This window comes from Glycomyces tritici, from assembly GCF_030403505.1.
The window spans coordinates 506,078-522,018 of the sequence record NZ_JAUEMJ010000004.1; the positions used below are offsets into that span (position 1 = coordinate 506,078).

The window sequence follows — 15,941 nt, forward strand, 5'->3', positions numbered from 1 at the left end:
TGAACAAAAGGGTGCACAACGGGTGCCGGGCCAGGACCTCGTCCCGGTCAAGCAGGCCCGCGCCGAGGCCGCCCAGCTGCAGACCACCGACCTCAAGCCGACCCGCGTCAAGCCGCTGCCCCGCGACAAGGAGAAGCAGCCGCTCCGCGAACTGAGCCTCACCGAGATCGCCGGGCACGCCACGTTCACGCCCGCCTCGGTCACCGCCTGGTACAAGCTGCCCGGCGTGCGCTGGTCCTTCCGGCCCGACCTCGAGCGCGAGGCGCTCATCGTCGCCATCGCCGAGCAGTTCGCCGGCCTCGCGGGCCTCCGCGTCCACCTGCGCCGCACCACCCGGCCGTTCCCTGCCGACCAGTGGGCCCGCACCGTCGACCACAACACCGCCCGCCCGCTGCGCACCGTCCCGGGCGGCACCAGCTGGGCCGACCACCTCGTGGCCGCCCAGCGCCACCTCCAGCAGCTCTCCCACGCCGAGGGCGAGACCTTCCTCGGCATCACCTTCAGCCGCCGCGGCGCCCTCGACCAGCTGGGCGAGAAGGTCGGCCGCATGTTCGGCCGCGGCACCAGGCTCTCCGAGCGCGAGAAGATCGAGAAGCGCAGCCTCCAGTTCGACGAGGTCCTCGGCTCCTTCGGCGTGCGCGCCCGCCGCGCCACCACCGCCGAGCTCGAATGGCTCGTCTACCGCTCCGTCGCCCTCGGCATGTCGCCGCCGCGCCTGCTCTCGGGCTCCAACGGCGAGTGGGAGTCCGGCGACGTCCTGGCCCTCACCGAGTCCATCGAGCGCTACCGCAGCCCTTACGGCTCCACCGTCAAACTCGTCAACCGCCTCACCGGCGAGGAGAAGCACACCGCGGTCCTCACCGTCGGGCGCATGGAAGAGCTGGAGATCCCCCAGCGCCACGAGCCGTGGCTGCACTTCCACGAGCGCTGCCCGTGGCCCGTCGAGATCTCCAGCCGCATCGACATCCTCGGCCCCGGCGAGGCGTTCCGCGACCTCGACCACCGCCTGCGCCTCATCAGAAGCCAGCAGCGCGACTACGACGAGCACGCGATGGACGCCCCGCCGGAACTCCAGCGCCTCGCCGAACGCGCCCTCGGCGTGGGCGACGAGATGACCACCGGCCTGCCGATCGACGCCGCCCGCGCCCACGGCTGGCACCGCATCGCCGTCACCGCCGACACGAAAGAGGAGTGCCTGGAACGCGCCCGCACGCTGATGCAGATGTACCAGCGGGACATGCGCATCAGCCTCCAGCACCCCAAGAACCAGGACTGGCTGGCCCGCGAGTTCATCCCGGGCGAACCGGTCGCGCAGACCGGCTACGTGCGCCGCATGCCCGTCAAGCTCTTCGCCGCGGCCCTGCCGCAGGCGGCCTCCACCGTGGGCGACCAGCGGGGCGACCTCATCGGCCGCACCGCCGGCACCTGCCGCCGCCCGGTCTTCCTCGACATGCACTTCGCCACCGAAGTGCGCGAGAAGTCCGGCCTCTCGGTCTTCGTCGCCGAACCCGGCGGCGGCAAGTCCACGCTCATGGGCGCGATCGGCTACCTCGCGGCCCGCCGCGGCGTCCAGGTCACCCTCCTGGACCCTTCGGGCCCGCTCGCGCGGCTGTGCGAGATGCCCGAGCTCAAGCCGTTCTCACGGGTCCTCAACCTGACCGGCTCGGAGTACGGGACGCTCGCGCCGTACGCGCTCATCCCCTCCCCGAAGCGGGAGCACTACGAGGACTCCCCGGACGGCCAACGCGAGTACGACATCGCGGTCTCCAACGCGCGCAGCGAAAGGCGCATGCTCGTGCAGGACATCTGCGCAATGCTCCTGCCGCCGCAGATCCAGCGCGAGGCCTCCACGGCGCGGCTCCTGCGCCACGCGGCCCGGCATGTGCCGGCCGAGGAGGACTCGACCATCGAGGACATCGTCGAGTCGCTCCAGGACGCCGAGGACCACGTCACCGGCGACGGCGCCGAACTCGCCGCGCTCCTGCTCGACACCGCCGAGATGCCGCTCGCGAAGCTGTTCTTCGGCAGCCCCGACAAGGGCGTGCTGGAGGACGACACCGCGCTCACGGTGATCACCATGTCCGGCCTGCGCCTCCCCGACCTCGGGATCGAGCGCGAGTACTGGAGCGCCGAAGAGGCCCTGGCCCTGCCGATGCTCCACACCGCCCACCGCTTGGCCGTGCGCCGCGCCTACGGCGGGGACATGCACCGCCGCAAGCTCGTCGGCCTCGACGAGGCGCACTTCATGGAGGGCTGGAAGTCCGGCCGCTCGTTCCTGGTGCGCCTGGCCCGCGACTCCCGCAAGTGGAACCTCGCGGCGCTGGTCGCGAGCCAGAACCCGAAGGACATCCTCGGGCTCGACGTGCAGAACCTGGTCTCCACGGTCTTCGTCGGCCGCATCGCCGAGGACCGCGAGGTGGCCGAGGAGGCCCTGAAGCTGCTCCGCGTGCCCACGGGCGTCGGCTACGAGAGCGTCCTCGCCTCACTGTCCGAAGTGGACGCGGCGGAGACGCAGAAGCTCCCCTACCGCGAGTTCGTGATGCGCGACGTCGACGGACGCGTGCAGCGCATCCGCGCCGACTTCAGCTGGGTCCGCAACCTGCTTGAGTACCTGAACACCACGCCTGGGGAGGCGAAGTGACCGACCCCTCCACCGATCACGACCTTGCTCCTCCTACTCCCTCACACCGACGACCTGGCCTCGCCAAACGCACGGTCGGTCGCCTGGGCCGGGTACTGCTCGCCTTGACAGCGGCAGCCGGGGCCTTGGTATTCACGCCGGGCATGGCTGGGGCGCAAGGCGATGCGGAGGGGTGCACGGACTACGAGTGGCACACCGAATGGTCGGGTTGCCTCGATGAACTGCCTGCGGGACAGGAACTCCAGTGCGAGGCCGCCCCCCAGCCCGCCTCGCCCGACTCCGGCATGGCGGGCTGGTTCGCCGAGCCGAGCAGACTCGACAAGAGCGAAGGCATCGGCACCTACAGCGCCTATGGCTACGCCGGCTACCAACTCCCGATGTACGGGTCGCAGGAAATGGCGATCGGCGGGGGCTGTGTGGACGCGGTCTCGATCCCCAACGGCGCCGACACCGCGAACGCCTTGGCGAACATGGAGTTCAACCTGTCCCTGGCCACGGTCGGCGCAGCGAACTCGATGCGCCAGGCCGCGTGGGAGCCCGACAACATGTGGGGCTGGTCCAACGACTTCATGGAGCAGGGCACCGAGGTCCTGTACCGCCAGATCTTCACCGTCTTCGGCGCGGTCACCGTGGGCCTCATCGGCCTCTATCTGCTTTGGCGCTCAAAGCAAGCCGACATGAACAACGCGGTCACGACCGTGGCCTGGGCTGTGCTCATCCTCGTGCTCGTCACCGCCGTGGTCCGCTGGCCGGTCAAGGCCGCCGAGTACACCGACCAAGCTTTGACCATCGGAATGAACCTGAGCACCGTTCTCATCAACGATGACAAGGTCGAGGGCTGCATCCGCGAAGACGGCATGACCCAGGACCGCTACGACGAGCTCAAAGAGCTCAACGGCGAGGACTTCTGCATCGACACCCGCTCTGCCGCCGTGGTCGCCTCCGACACGGTCTCCGGCCAGGTGCTCTACCAGAACTGGCTGCGGACCATGCTCGGCCAGAGCGAAGAAGTCACCTTCCAGGAACGTGACGGCGAGGTCGTCGAGGACGGCGACGGCAACCCGGTCGTCACGGATTCCAACACCGCTTACAAATACGGTCCTGCTCTCTTCGCCGCCCAGGCCTTTTCCTGGCAGGAGAACGAAGATGCGGAAGAGTCACCCACCTACCGCAATGACCTCATCGAGGAGAAACAGGAGGCCTGGCGGAACCTGGTCGCCCAGATCCAGACCGAGGACCCTGAGGCGTACGCGAACATCAGCGGCCAGCGCGCTTGGGAGCGGACAGGCACTGGCTTCCTTGCCCTACTAACCGCGATCTTCTTCTCACTCTTCGACCTCACGGCCTCGATCCTGATCATCCTGGGCTTCATGATCGTGCGTTTTGCGATCGTCGCCCTTCCGATCATCGGCACGATCGCGCTCCTGCGCCCAGCGGGCGGCCCGTTCAAACGCCTCGTCAATACGGTCCTCGGCGCGATCATCAACGTTGCCATCTTCTCGCTCGCCGCGGTGATCTACATCTGGGCTTCGAGCCGAATCCTGGGCACCACGATGCCCGTCTGGCTCCAGGTCGTCCTCATTGGACTCTTGGGTGTCGCTGCCTGGCTGCTGCTACGACCAGGCAGGCGCATCGCAGGGCTCGTCGCCGGCGGAGGCGTGGCCGACTCCCTTCTCGGCAGGCGGACCACCGAATCCGAGCGCGAGGCCGAACGGGAGCGAGAGCGCGAACGGGTCTCGCGCCGCCGTGACGACGCGCGGCCCGAAGAGGTCCCTGACACCGTGCGAACTCCGCGCGGCACTGACACCCTGCCGGAACAGAAGACGGGAGCCGACCAATCGGCCGGCGCGGGCGGTCAAAGCGGGACGGCGGCGTCCGGCGGAGGCGGCTCCGGTGGTGGAGAGGTCTACCGGCCTTCGAGAAAAGAGTGACCGATGAACCGAGCCCTCCGGATCATCTTCTCCCGCTACGGGATCGTCGTCATCATCCTGATCCTCGTGCTCGGTGTCATCGCACTGGCCAGCCAACGCGCGCAGACACCGCTCGACGGCGGCAACTCCAGCAACGGCGGCTCTACCGCAGAGGCCAGTTCCGAGGCGTTCACTGAAGACGACGGCTTTGCGACGGAGAACTGCGAAGGCGACGACTGCTACCCCGAAGAGGAGCTGCCGCAGGAAGCGGTCGACCGCTCGGTCGAGTTCGCCGAGGCCTGGCTCAATCCGAACGGCTACAGCGCCGACGGCTGGTACGAGTCCATCATCCCGTTCCTCACCGACGAGCAGGCCGAACTGATGCAGGGCGTCGACCCCAGCGCGGTGCCCGCCACAGAGATCACCGCACCACCGGTCCCCGAGGGCCTGAAGGTCGCCTTCCCGATGGACACGGGAACGCTGACGCTCACCATGACCGAAGGCTCCAACAACCTGACCGGGACCGGCTGGCTCGTCTCGGCGATCGACTGGGAGCAGTCATGAGTGCCATCGGCGACGACGAGACCACCGCGAAGGAACGCTCCGCGAACCCCATCGCCCCCAAGATCCCCAAGAAGCTCCGGCCGTGGATGTGGATCCTGACCGTGGTCAGCGTGTGCTGCCTCGGAGCGGTCGTCTCTATCATGCAGCTGCTGTCCGACCAGTCGAACGGCGACGACGGCACGGTGAGCCTGGCCGGCTGCGGTACGAACTCGACGGTCGACCCGAACGCCGAGTTCCCCGCGATCACCCCGTACACCTCCGAGGAGATCAAGAACGCCGCGATCATCATCTCGGTCGGGCAGGACCTCGAAATCCCGGCCCGCGGCTGGATCATCGCCGTCGCGACGGCGATGCAGGAGTCGAGCCTGACCAACCACGGCCACCTCGGCGACCAGAACGACCACGACTCCCTCGGCCTGTTCCAGCAGCGCCCCTCATCCGGCTGGGGCACACCCGAACAGATCCAGGACCCCGTCTACGCCTCCACCAAGTTCTACGAGAAGCTCCTGACCATCGACAACTGGGAAAGGCTCCCGCTCACCGTTGCGGCCCAACGGGTCCAGATCTCCGCCTTCCCCAACGCGTACGCCAAGCACGAACCGAAGGCGACCGAGATCGTCAACACCCTGACCGGCGGTGGCGGCCGCGTGGCAGCGGTGGACACGCAGCTCGGCAGCTGCACGCCCTCGGGTGAACTCTCGGCCTCGGGCTGGATCATCCCTGTCGAGGGGCCGCTCAACTCCGGGTTTCGGACCGCCCAGCGGCCGACCCACAACGGCGTCGACATCGGCGCACCGCGCGGCGCGACCGTAGTCGCCGCAGCTGCGGGAACCGTGATCACCTCAGAGTGCAATGCCAGTCTGTACGGGGCGCCGTACTCCTGCAACCAGGACGGCTCGCCCGAAGTGGCCGGATGCGGCTGGTACGTCAACATCGTGCACGCCGGTGATTATCTGACCCGCTACTGCCACTTCGGTTCCGCACCGATGGTGAAAGAAGGCGACGTGGTCCAGGCCGGTCAGATCCTCGGCTATGTCGGCTCTTCGGGCCGGTCGAGCGGGCCGCACCTGCACTTCGAGACGCACCTGAACGCCGACCGCAGCCCGGCCGGCGCGGTGGACCCCGTCGACTTCATGAACCAGATGGGCGCCCCTCTCGGATAACGACCCACGCGAAAGCAACCGTGCCCGACCCACGTCGAGTGCCACCAGTCTTCCCACAGGCGCGTTCGCCCTCCTCAAAATGAGAACTCGTCGCGTACCCCCCGACTTGCCTCAGGTCGATAAACTCTCGGATTGTGAGCGGCACACAACCCCTTGTGCTGCTGCAGTACAGAGGAGTTGCGATGGTCGAAGCAATACCTGATCCCGAGGAGTCTCGAGAGCGTCTGCGAGCGTGGAAGGGCAGGATCGACCAGCTCGCCGCCGACACGCAGGCCATGAGCGATCGGATGCAGGAACTCCGCGTGACAGTGTCCGACCCGAACCACATGGTCAGCGTGACGGTCGATTCCACCGGCAACCTCCTCGACATTCAGCTCACCGAGCGCAGCAGGCGCGTCGAGCTGCAGCACGTCTCGCAGACGATCATGGAGACGATCCGGGAAGCGAAGGTCCAGGTCGCCGAGCAGGCCAAGGAGATCATCGAAACCACCCTGGGCGGTGATTCGGCTGCCGGCCGCGCCATCGCCGAACGGGTCCGCAACCAGCTCATGCCGCCGGTCGAGCCCGAGGAGCGCTGGTAGCCATGGGGAACGGATTCACAGTCGACCCGGAGGAACTGCGCGCGCACGCGGGCCACCTCGAAGAGCTGAAGGGCCGCTTCGACGCGGTCATTAACGCCAGCACACACATCGAACAGGACGACGAAGCGTACGGGACCCTGTGCGGCTGGATCTCCGGGTGCCTGGAGGAACGCCACCAGGACCAGGACAGGATCACCGCCTACCTGGCCGAGAACTTCACCATCGCCGCCCAGTCCCTCCGGGATTGCGCCGACGACTACGAGACCAGCGATACCGAGTCCCAAGGCGCGTTCAGTGAGCTCGAAGGCCGGATGGGGGCGTAGGCGATGTCGGACAACTCATTGATCGCCCCGGTCGAATCGAACCGGAACGCCTACGACGGCGCCGGTCTGGTCGAGGGCTACTTCGACATGGTCGCCGCCTTCAAATCCGACGGATGGGTGGACGACCTCCTCGGCGGCGCCGGATTCGCTCTCGAGGTGGTCGGCTCGGCGCTCGACCCCTTCAGCGCATTGCTGGCCAACGGCCTCGGGTGGGCCATGGAGTACTTCGAACCGCTCCGGGAGATGCTCGAAGAGCTCACCGGCAAGGCCGACGTGGTCATGTCGCACGCCCAGACCTGGACCAACATGTCCAGCGAGCTGAAGTCGATCGCCGAGGATCTGCAGTCGTTCCTCGCCTCTGACATGCCCGGCTGGAGCGGCGACGCCGCCGACTCCTACCAGGCGTTGATGGTGCACAACGTGAACTCAGCCAACGCGCTCAGCGCCATGGCGGAGGCACTGTCCGCAGCAACGCAGGGCGCAGGCGGGCTCGTACAGGTCTCGCACGATCTCGTGCGGGACTTGATCGCCGAGCTGGTCGCGCATGTCATCGTGTGGGCTATCGAGGCGATCTTCGTGGTCACGATTCCTGTCATCGCCGCGCAGATCGTTGCGGCAGTCGTGAAGTGGGCCGGAATCATCCTCGGGTACGGCATGGCTCTGGTCCAGAGCCTCCAGAACCTCAAAGCACTCCTGGGGCTCTGAGGCGGAACCATGAGAAGAACCCTGAAACTCCTCCTGCTCCTTGGCATCGGCCTCTTGATGGCGAAGGACAAAGACGGTGGTATCACCCCTGGGGGCACCGACAACACCATCGACCCGGCCACTGGCAAACCCAAGTCCGATGCCGAGCGCAAAGAAGACATGTCCTACAAGGGGCAAGATGCCGGCAAAGACTTCGAAGGCGTAGCGAAAGCAGCCGAGGACGAGGCCCAAAGCGGACGCAGCGACAGTACCGAAGGCAGCCCGACCGACTCGGATGCCGACACCTCGCAGGATTCGGATGGGGACGGCCAACCCGACACGACTTCCGAGGGCGGTCCCTATGCGACGGAGGAGAACCTCGAAGGGGAGGTTGACACGCCGATCAATAACCCCAACGATCCGTCCGATACGATCACGGACATCGACCGGGTGAAGGACGGCGTCCTGTGGGAGGAGAAATCTGCGACTTCCGCAGGGGATACAGGCAAATGGGTGGACAAGCACATTGAAAAGAAGTTCAATGCTTACCTTCGGGCCCAGCAGTACATGAAGGGGTACGAGGACGCTCCCATTGGATTCAAATTCACAGAGCCCAACGCTGATCCTGCCTTCAAGTCAGCAGTGGAGGCGAAGATCGCCGAGCTGCAAGCGCAGAACCCTGACGTTGATATTCGATTGGAATGGTCGTAGTGAGCTACATTTTTGATGTCGGAGATGAAACGGTCTGGAGCCCTTCGCTGAGCGTCGGTCGCCTCTACGTTGAGACGACGGAAGCGATGGGTCTGAGCATCGGTGTCTCAACCGGGCTCATCGCCGAGGCATCGGATATGTACGAGCTGCATCCTCAGCAGTTCCCGGCATTCGTTTACGAACTCGGCTTCGGGAGCACTTCGAAACATGAGGTGTACCGCTCACTTGTACGCGGGTTCGTAGCGGTCAGCCTGGTGATGATGGAGCGAGGCGGAATCGGTCCGGATGTAGTAGGCGCTGCAGGCCAGTATGGTGCCGAGATGGCTCTTCTGAGAAATACGATGCCACGATAGCGAAGCGAGATTGCTCGGGGAATTCTTGTGGCTACGAACTATAGGTTCGAGCTAACGGCGTGTCCAGTCGAGGAAGCTTCGGCGCTGTTCAGTGCGGTTTTGGGCTTGACTCGCTTCGAATAATCGCCTCCCACGCCGTTGGTCGGGAAGGCCTGGTGGGGCCGGTGACCTTGAGTCTCGCTAGGGGTTCGAGGAGGGTCGGCGGCTCAGGGTGGAAGAGGCAGCTATACCTCTATCGGGGTTCCGAACAGGCGGCTGTCTTAGGAAAACGAGGTGCGCGGGGTCTGGACAGGATCGTCTCGGCATCGATCGGCTCCAGCAGTTCTGAACGCCACGCGGCGCGAAACGCCCGACGGGTTGGGCCGCACGGATTTCGAAGCTTCATAATGAACAGGTCGGCGCACTGCCCCACCGCGGTGCGCCGACCAACCCCTAATGCTCCAGCTCCACCGCCGCGAGAGCTCGACCTCCAAACCGACACGGCTTCCGCAACGATCTCCACTGCGTGGTCCTCAGCCCACTCGACCTCCAGCGGCGCGCAGACCCGCAGGCCAGGGCTGTCGGTATCGAGCCTGATCACCGAGCTGAGCGGTCCGGTCCGGCGCTCCCAAGCCTGAACCATCGTGATGCGAAAGCGCGCTTGGGAAGGAAATGCAGCGTAGTAGAGCCGTCGCCCTCCGATCACGGCTGCGAAGTGCAGGCCGGCCAGGTAAGGACCGGTGGACTCAGTCGCGTGCTTGTCGAATCTGCCATCGTGCTCGAAGCTCCCAGTGCCACCGCCTCGCGGAATGCCTGACGCTCATCGAAATGTCGCTCCCAGTTGCCGAGGTACGGGCTGATCGGGTTGGTTCGGTGCGCCCCTTGGAAAGGCGTTCCAGCCAGGATCCGTCGTGAGGCTGTCGGGACAAGCGCGGACACGATACGGAGCGGCACTGTCGGGCTCTCGAAAAGTGCCGGGGCCTCGGCCGAGTCGACGCCGAGCGCGCGCCGGAGGAAGGCGAGCAGCCCCACCCAGAGCTGGACACAGCGGTCGGCGAAGGTGGTCGTTGCGGTCAGGTGAGCATGGTGCAGCTCTTGTGAACCGACCAGGAACCGCGCCCAGGCGTCTTCTCGGAGCTTGCCGAAGTCGTAGCGGTCCTCGCGATCGTCCTCCCAGAACCGGCGGCGGGGCCGCTCCGGCGGCTCTGGTGGTTCGTCGCCATTGCGGCAAGGTGCAGGGCGACGCCCCGCGGCCCCTTCGGAGGTGGGGCCGGGCGATGGCCGATCCGCGTGTCCGGAGCGGGGTCGGCCCGTCTCAGCCGTGTGGGGTGGGTCAGGTTGTTCGCCTCGGCGGTGTCGGCCAGTGCGGTTGTCAGGACGCCAGTCCGGCGAGTCGAATGGGCCGTGATCGAGCGGATCATGCGGGCGCTCGCGGTCGATAATCCACGTGTCGCCGGGCCGATGCCGCAGATGCGGCGGCTCGAAACGCGGGGAACGCGGGTCCGATTCGGGGAGCGCCGGGTCGGACGAGTCGGGGTCGTAGCGGTACGCGCCGAGTGAGTCGTGGTCGCCAGCGACGACATAAACCACCTGCTCAAGGTAGGTGGGAACGCCCGGTCGACGGTTCTGATTCGCCCCGGAATGGCTGTTTGCGGGCAGCCCGAAATCGAGTATGGTCGTAGTTGCCAAGGGAGCTTGCTCCTCTGGTTTAGGGGCCGCCCGGTGGATCTTGTTTGGCGACTAGGGCCACCGGGCGGCAGTGCCATCTCTGCCATGTTCAGCGAATCTTCGCACAGCCGGATCAACCGAAGGTGCACAGACGTGCTGACCAAATGGTGAGCGAACATCGGATGGTTGTCAACCGTCACTCTCGGTGTGTCGTGAAGTCTTAAGTGGTGCTTCTCTGCGGGGCGGTCAGATCAGTCCCTCTCCGCCCGCGAGCGAGGCGACGCAATCACCTTGCACTGCAACGACAAAGACAAACGTTTCATTGTTCAAGTCGCCTTCGAGGGAAACTTCCACCTCGATGTTCGTGATGGACGTCCCTGAGGTCTCTGCGGGTTCGGCTCCGTTTAGGAAGGCGGTCGTTTCACCGTTGGACACAGCCCATTCGGTGATTGCAGTATCTAGGTCTTGTGGCGTTACACCTGTGTAGGAACCGCATTGGAAGTCAGCTGCCGTGGCCGGCTCGCGCTCGACGACGATTGTGCGCAAGAAGTCAGTAGCCAGCGCCTGCGGATCGACAGCCTCACCCGTGGCGTCGTCTGAGCTTGGCTCCTCTTCCACCGCCGCCAGAACAGCGTCGGAGACGCAGAAGGTGCCGTCGTCTTCTTGGACCGTGACAACAAAGTCCTCGAACTGCTGCTTGCCGTCGTAGATGTAGAAGACCGTGATCCCGACCCCAATGCCATCGGTAGTGGGCACAGCGTCACCTGCGTCGAGGTCGACTCGAGTGATTCCTCCTAGGTCATCTGCATGAGTTTGGCGAATGTCATCGAGATCAGAAGTTGTCACTTCTGGGGAGGCGTCTTCACAGAGTGCTGCGTTTGCCCGCTCCGGATCCTCATTAGAGCCGTTGCTGAGATAGCGCAAGGCAGCACCGATCGCGTCAGTGGCAGCTTCGTCCCGCGGGTCAACGTTCTCCGGATTCCCGCTCGCTGCGATGCCAGGAGCGGCCCAGGCGCCGAAACCCAGGGCGACAGCCCAGAGGGCTGCCATTGCTCCGACGCGGCCCCACTTTCTTGGCGGGTCGGCGAATTCGGTGTCCTCGGTCTGGTCTACCGCGACGACTCGGTACTGCTTGCCGTCGGAGCTGCGGACCGTGGACCCGCGGCTAGCACGGCGCGGACCTCGAGCGGTGCGAACGACACGCCGGAACAACCTACCCATGACCACACCCTATTGGACCGGACCCACCGACCTCAACCACAAGCCGCCGACTCCCGCCGCGTCCTTCGCCCGACGGGTCCGCCTCGCGGAGCGTTGAGGACGACAGCCACCGAACCTGGCCAAGCATCACCTCTTAGATTTCGAGGCAATCAGGTGCGAGTGACAGGTTCTTTGTCCTTTTTCATGCGGTTCATTATGATCTGTAAGGTCCAGCCTGGCGCTCCACCGTCTCATTAACTGGCGTTAGCGGCATTGGCGGGTCGTGGCGCTCCCCCGTCGGATGCGCGCTCCGCGCGGTCTTGGCGAGTGGCCTCCTGAGCTGGGTTCGCTTGGAATACTGGCGCGTGAGGGGGCTGGGGATGAAGTACCGGATCATGGAGCAGACGCGGCCCGGCGGGCTGGTGGAGCAGGTGTACCGCGAGGTGCTGGCGCCCGCGTTCCCCGCTGAGGAGCTGGAGAGCGAATCGGGTGTCACAGAGACCCTGGAGGCCGGGCTCGGGAGCCTGCTCGTGGCGGTCGACGAGGCGGGCCGGCCTGCCGGGGCGGCGTTCGGGCGCTGGTCGGAGGCGTCGCGGGTGCAGCTGCTGGCGTACCTGGCGGTGAAGCCGGGCACGCGCGGGCACGGCCTCGGCGGGCGGCTGCTGCGCGACGCGATCGAGGCGTGGCGCGAGCGGTACGACCCGTGCGCGATCGTCGCCGAGGTCGAGTCCCCGGACGCGCCCACGGTGCACGAGGCCTACGGCGACCCGCGCCGCCGCCTGGCGTTCTACGAGGCGGCCGGCGCCCGCGTCCTCGACCTGCCGTACTTCCAGCCGGGCATCGGCAGCCCCTCTCGGCGCGTGCGGGGCATGCTCCTGCTGGTGCTCCACGCGGACCCGTCCTTCACGCAGGGACGCCCGGACCGCCTCTCAGGGCGGCCGCTGCGCACGTTCATGGAGGCGTACCTCGAATCGGCCGAAGGCGCGAGGCCGACCGACTGGGACGCGAGGACCCTGTTCGAAGCGATCGACCGCGAAGGCGGTATTCCCATGGGGCGCACGGCAACTCAGCACTGAGCGAAGCGGTGGGGGTTCCCGGGCCTGCATCGGTGCACTACAGTCGCTCCCAGTGCGCCAAGCCACACCCCCCGCCAGCGAACATGAACTTGGAATGATCGAGCGACCCGCAACCCCCGCCCCGAGGGCCCCCCGCGACCGCGTGAACGACGCGCCCCCGCCGCCCGCCCTCGCGCCGAGGGCGCGCCGGTGATCGCCGCGTGCCTGACGGCCGCGCTCACCGCGTTCGTGTCGGCGTTCTTCCCGATCACGCCCGTCGAGCCCTACCTGCTGGCGCTGGCCGCCGCGACCTCGTACAGCCCGATCGCGCTCGGCATCGCGGCCGCCGTGGGCCAGACGCTCGGGAAGACGACGCTCTTCCTGGGGGCCCGCGGGGCGTTTCGGTCGGCTCGGCTGCGCCGGTGGGTCGAGGCCGCCGAGGAGCGGCGCGACCGGCGGCGTGCCGACCGGAGTCCCGAAGGGGCCGCAGCGGAGGGCGACGGGGCCGCTTCGACCGCTGTGCGGGTGCGCCGCGGCCCGCTCGCGGCGCTGATCGCGTTCGGTCGCAGGCTTCTCGCGCTGCTGGACCGCCCGTCCCTCGCCGTGCCGATCCTGCTCCTCAGCGCCACAACGGGTCTGCCGCCGTTGATGGCCACGAGCATCTACGCTGCGGGCACGCGCATCAACCTCCCGCTGTTCGTCGCGGCCTGCCTGGTCGGCCGCTCGATCCGCTTCATCGCGATCGCGTACGCCCCGCAGCTGGTCCTCGGCTGAGTTGCCGTCTCCGAGTACGGTCGGTCCACTATGCCCTTCGACTTTCCGCTCCCCTGCAACCGCGTCGACGTGCCGGACGGGCTCGGCGTCATCGACTTCGACGCCGGGGTAGGCCGTGTCACGCTGAAGCTCGCCGGGGATCCGATCGCCCGGGACTGGGACGAGCGCGGCGGCTCCATCATGTGGCTCGCCAGACGCATTGCGCCGCAGCCGGATGACGAACCGCTGCACCGTCCGGAGGCATGGGCGGAACCGGCGGAGTGGGACGTGCTTCGCCAATGGGTGCGCCATGTCGAACCGGAGGACGACCCCGTAGTGCCGCTGCGCCCGCTCCTGGGGCTGCTCGCGTCCGGCCGGTACGGGGTCGGGCTGGGGACCCTGCCGAACGCCCATGTGCGGGCGGTGAAGACCGGCAAGGAGGCGCGGTGGTACGCCGACAGCTCCATCCCGTTCTTCGGGCACACGATCATTCCGACGCATCACTGGCCGCCGCCGGACAAGGCGGCCGTGGCCGCCTACCGGGAGCAGATCGCCGACGCGCGGGCGCAGCCGGCGCTCATCCTCGTCACGCACCCGGAATCGGAGGCGTACTACCTCCTGGACGGGCACCACAAACTCGCCGCTTACCTTGCGCTCGAACGCGATCCGGTGTGCGTGGTGATCGAGGCCTACACGGCGCGCCGCGACTACCTCTCCTATCTTGAGGAGCCGTCGGAGGAGTACCGGTTCTCCGAGAACGAGTCCGGGACCGGCGTGCTCCATGTCGTGGGCCGCGACGGGGCGAGCGCCCTGCGGATCGGCGGCAAGCCCTGCCTGGTCGAGGGGTACACGGGTTCGGGGACCGCCGACCGCCTGGCTGTGCGTTCGGGCGACCCGTGGGTGCGCCGGAAGGTGCGGCGGCTGCGGGCCGCGCTCCGCGAGCCCGCGCAGGCTTCGGCGCTGGAGATGTCGCGGGCGCTGTGGCCCCTGCTCGCGCCGGGCCGCTACGGCCTCCGCCGGTGGGTGCCGGGCACCTACTACGTCGAAGCGGTGCAGCCCGAGCGGATCAAGAGCTGGTATGTGGGCATCACGACCCCGGACCTCGGCGCGGTCCTGCTCCCGACCGACCAGTGGCCGCCCCGGGACGCCGCCACGGTCGCCGACTACTGCCGCAGGATCAAGCGCGGCGAGCGGCCCCTGGTCGTGACCCTCCGGGCCGCCCCGCCCGAGGACGAGGACGACGCGGTCGCGTTCGTCGTCGACGGCCACCACAAGCTGGCGGCCTACCAGCGCCTCGGTGTGGCCCCGCACTGCCTGGACATCGCCCGGGTGTCGGAGGAGACCGCCTGCGACCCTGCGGACCTCGACGCGGTGGCCGGTGAGGACCCGGTGCTGCGGGAGGCCACCGCCAGACTGCTGGCATACCTGCGCAAGCCCGCGGGGCGGTAGCCTGCGCCCGGCCGGGATCGCATCGTGAGTGCCGTGGGCGAAGTTCCCGCCGGCCGGCCGTGCGCGGGGGGCGCAGGGCGCAGGGGTCAGTTGCCCCGGTCCTCCAAGTAGCGCATGAGGTTCGCCGCGGACTGCCTGAGCTTCTCGTCGCCGTCGATCACGTCGCGGAGGTCGGCGGGTTTGCACGGGCGCCGGTCGGCGAGGCGGGCGATGTCGAGGAAGTGGGGGTTGATGCCGGTGCGGCGGTAGGCGGCCAGCTTGTGGTGGCCGTCGATGAGGAAGGACGCGCAGTCCTGCTCGTCGCCGGGCGGTTCGGAGCGGAGGATGACCGCGAGCGGGCGGTCGCCCTCCTCGATGGCGTCCACGTACCCGGCGATGGTCCCCTCGTCGCGGGGCGGCCACACGTCCGTGGGGATGACGGCGGTGCCTTCGGTGCCGATGGGCTCGTACGGGTACCACCAGGCGGTGCCGTTCTCGCCGAACGGTTCGATGTGGATGTTCGCATCGCGCCAGATCCGCACGCCGTAGTGGCCGGGCTGCAGGAGCCTGAGGATCGGCCGCGCGAGATCCACGGGGTCGGTGTCGCGGGTGGCGTGGCGCAGGCGCCCGCGCAGGTCGCGCAGGGATCCGCGGAAGGCCGCGTCGCGCGTGCGGATCGCGAAGCGGTCGATCGAGCCGGAGCCGGTGTAGCCCTCGACTATGAGCGGTTTCCAGCCGACGCGGAGCGCGCTCGCCCCGTCGTGGCCTCCGACCGACAAGGTGCCGTCCCCGTCCTGCACCTCGAGCACCTGGTATCCGAGAGACTCTGCCAATCGCGTGATCATCTGCTCCTCCGTCCAACCGTCGGCCGCCAGGCCCGCGCGGCGTTCGCACTCGCCGCCTGCCGCGACGAACCCCGTCATTTCGG

At 67.4% G+C, this 15,941-nt stretch carries 15 protein-coding genes; 12 read left to right on the forward strand and 3 right to left on the reverse strand.

Going from position 1 to position 15,941, the window contains the following annotated elements; all coding sequences use genetic code 11:
* The first annotated feature begins 22 nt into the window (after positions 1 to 22).
* The 9 genes from QWI33_RS16380 to QWI33_RS16420 all read left to right on the forward strand — a co-directional run bounded on the left by QWI33_RS16380 (position 23) and on the right by QWI33_RS16420 (position 8,930).
* Complete coding sequence (locus QWI33_RS16380) at positions 23 to 2,641, forward strand: ATP-binding protein (RefSeq protein WP_289958214.1); 2,619 nt, start codon at positions 23 to 25, stop codon at positions 2,639 to 2,641.
* A gap of 143 nt (positions 2,642 to 2,784) precedes the next feature.
* Positions 2,785 to 4,572, forward strand: coding sequence for a hypothetical protein (locus tag QWI33_RS16385; protein ID WP_289958215.1), 1,788 nt, complete (start codon positions 2,785 to 2,787; stop codon positions 4,570 to 4,572).
* A gap of 3 nt (positions 4,573 to 4,575) precedes the next feature.
* Positions 4,576 to 5,115 carry a hypothetical protein gene (locus QWI33_RS16390; protein WP_289958216.1) on the forward strand — a complete coding sequence of 180 codons (540 nt, stop codon included), beginning with the start codon at positions 4,576 to 4,578 and terminating at the stop codon, positions 5,113 to 5,115.
* Positions 5,116 to 5,201: 86 nt separating this feature from the next.
* Positions 5,202 to 6,278 (forward strand): M23 family metallopeptidase, encoded by a 1,077-nt coding sequence (locus tag QWI33_RS16395; RefSeq protein WP_435367590.1) that lies wholly within the window; start codon positions 5,202 to 5,204, stop codon positions 6,276 to 6,278.
* Positions 6,279 to 6,460: 182 nt separating this feature from the next.
* Positions 6,461 to 6,859 carry a YbaB/EbfC family nucleoid-associated protein gene (locus QWI33_RS16400; RefSeq protein WP_289958218.1) on the forward strand — a complete coding sequence of 133 codons (399 nt, stop codon included), beginning with the start codon at positions 6,461 to 6,463 and terminating at the stop codon, positions 6,857 to 6,859.
* A gap of 2 nt (positions 6,860 to 6,861) precedes the next feature.
* Positions 6,862 to 7,182 carry a type VII secretion target gene (locus tag QWI33_RS16405; RefSeq protein ID WP_289958219.1) on the forward strand — a complete coding sequence of 107 codons (321 nt, stop codon included), beginning with the start codon at positions 6,862 to 6,864 and terminating at the stop codon, positions 7,180 to 7,182.
* Positions 7,183 to 7,185: 3 nt separating this feature from the next.
* On the forward strand, positions 7,186 to 7,887 hold the full coding sequence (locus QWI33_RS16410) for a WXG100 family type VII secretion target (protein WP_289958220.1): 702 nt from the start codon (positions 7,186 to 7,188) through the stop codon (positions 7,885 to 7,887).
* A gap of 9 nt (positions 7,888 to 7,896) precedes the next feature.
* Complete coding sequence (locus QWI33_RS16415; protein WP_289958221.1) at positions 7,897 to 8,577, forward strand: hypothetical protein; 681 nt, start codon at positions 7,897 to 7,899, stop codon at positions 8,575 to 8,577.
* Complete coding sequence (locus QWI33_RS16420; protein ID WP_289958222.1) at positions 8,577 to 8,930, forward strand: DUF6086 family protein; 354 nt, start codon at positions 8,577 to 8,579, stop codon at positions 8,928 to 8,930. Before QWI33_RS16415 ends, QWI33_RS16420 begins: the two co-directional genes overlap by 1 nt.
* Before the next feature lie 681 nt (positions 8,931 to 9,611).
* Here QWI33_RS16420 and QWI33_RS16425 read toward each other — a convergent pair.
* Both QWI33_RS16425 and QWI33_RS16430 read right to left on the reverse strand, forming a co-directional pair.
* Positions 9,612 to 10,598, reverse strand: a complete 987-nt coding sequence (locus QWI33_RS16425; protein WP_289958223.1) for a hypothetical protein — start codon at positions 10,596 to 10,598, stop codon at positions 9,612 to 9,614.
* Between the two features lie 225 nt (positions 10,599 to 10,823).
* A complete protein-coding gene (locus QWI33_RS16430; protein ID WP_289958224.1) occupies positions 10,824 to 11,627 on the reverse strand; it encodes a hypothetical protein in 804 nt (267 codons plus the stop codon).
* Positions 11,628 to 12,157: 530 nt separating this feature from the next.
* Between QWI33_RS16430 and QWI33_RS16435 the strand changes: the two genes are divergently transcribed.
* The 3 genes from QWI33_RS16435 to QWI33_RS16445 all read left to right on the forward strand — a co-directional run bounded on the left by QWI33_RS16435 (position 12,158) and on the right by QWI33_RS16445 (position 15,034).
* A complete protein-coding gene (locus QWI33_RS16435; RefSeq protein ID WP_289958225.1) occupies positions 12,158 to 12,853 on the forward strand; it encodes a GNAT family N-acetyltransferase in 696 nt (231 codons plus the stop codon).
* A 189-nt stretch (positions 12,854 to 13,042) separates the two neighbouring features.
* Positions 13,043 to 13,606, forward strand: coding sequence for a hypothetical protein (locus QWI33_RS16440; protein WP_289958226.1), 564 nt, complete (start codon positions 13,043 to 13,045; stop codon positions 13,604 to 13,606).
* A 30-nt stretch (positions 13,607 to 13,636) separates the two neighbouring features.
* Positions 13,637 to 15,034, forward strand: coding sequence for a hypothetical protein (locus tag QWI33_RS16445; RefSeq protein WP_289958227.1), 1,398 nt, complete (start codon positions 13,637 to 13,639; stop codon positions 15,032 to 15,034).
* Positions 15,035 to 15,120: 86 nt separating this feature from the next.
* Here the strand turns inward: QWI33_RS16445 and QWI33_RS16450 are convergent, their stop codons facing one another.
* Positions 15,121 to 15,846: a hypothetical protein gene (locus QWI33_RS16450; RefSeq protein ID WP_289958228.1), complete on the reverse strand. Its 726-nt coding sequence runs from the start codon at positions 15,844 to 15,846 to the stop codon at positions 15,121 to 15,123.
* Positions 15,847 to 15,941: the final 95 nt, after the last annotated feature.

What these genes read in the sequence shown, in the direction of transcription:
- QWI33_RS16385 (WP_289958215.1), top strand. Translation starts at nt 2,785, where the DNA reads ATGGCTGGGGCGCAAGGCGATGCGGAGGGGTGCACGGACTACGAGTGG.
- QWI33_RS16390 (WP_289958216.1), top strand. Translation starts at nt 4,576, where the DNA reads ATGAACCGAGCCCTCCGGATCATCTTCTCCCGCTACGGGATCGTCGTC.
- QWI33_RS16395 (WP_435367590.1), top strand. Translation starts at nt 5,202, where the DNA reads ATGTGGATCCTGACCGTGGTCAGCGTGTGCTGCCTCGGAGCGGTCGTC.
- QWI33_RS16400 (WP_289958218.1), top strand. Translation starts at nt 6,461, where the DNA reads ATGGTCGAAGCAATACCTGATCCCGAGGAGTCTCGAGAGCGTCTGCGA.
- QWI33_RS16405 (WP_289958219.1), top strand. Translation starts at nt 6,862, where the DNA reads ATGGGGAACGGATTCACAGTCGACCCGGAGGAACTGCGCGCGCACGCG.
- QWI33_RS16410 (WP_289958220.1), top strand. Translation starts at nt 7,186, where the DNA reads ATGTCGGACAACTCATTGATCGCCCCGGTCGAATCGAACCGGAACGCC.
- QWI33_RS16415 (WP_289958221.1), top strand. Translation starts at nt 7,897, where the DNA reads ATGAGAAGAACCCTGAAACTCCTCCTGCTCCTTGGCATCGGCCTCTTG.
- QWI33_RS16430 (WP_289958224.1), bottom strand. Translation starts at nt 11,627, where the DNA reads ATGGCAGCCCTCTGGGCTGTCGCCCTGGGTTTCGGCGCCTGGGCCGCT.
- QWI33_RS16435 (WP_289958225.1), top strand. Translation starts at nt 12,158, where the DNA reads ATGAAGTACCGGATCATGGAGCAGACGCGGCCCGGCGGGCTGGTGGAG.
- QWI33_RS16445 (WP_289958227.1), top strand. Translation starts at nt 13,637, where the DNA reads ATGCCCTTCGACTTTCCGCTCCCCTGCAACCGCGTCGACGTGCCGGAC.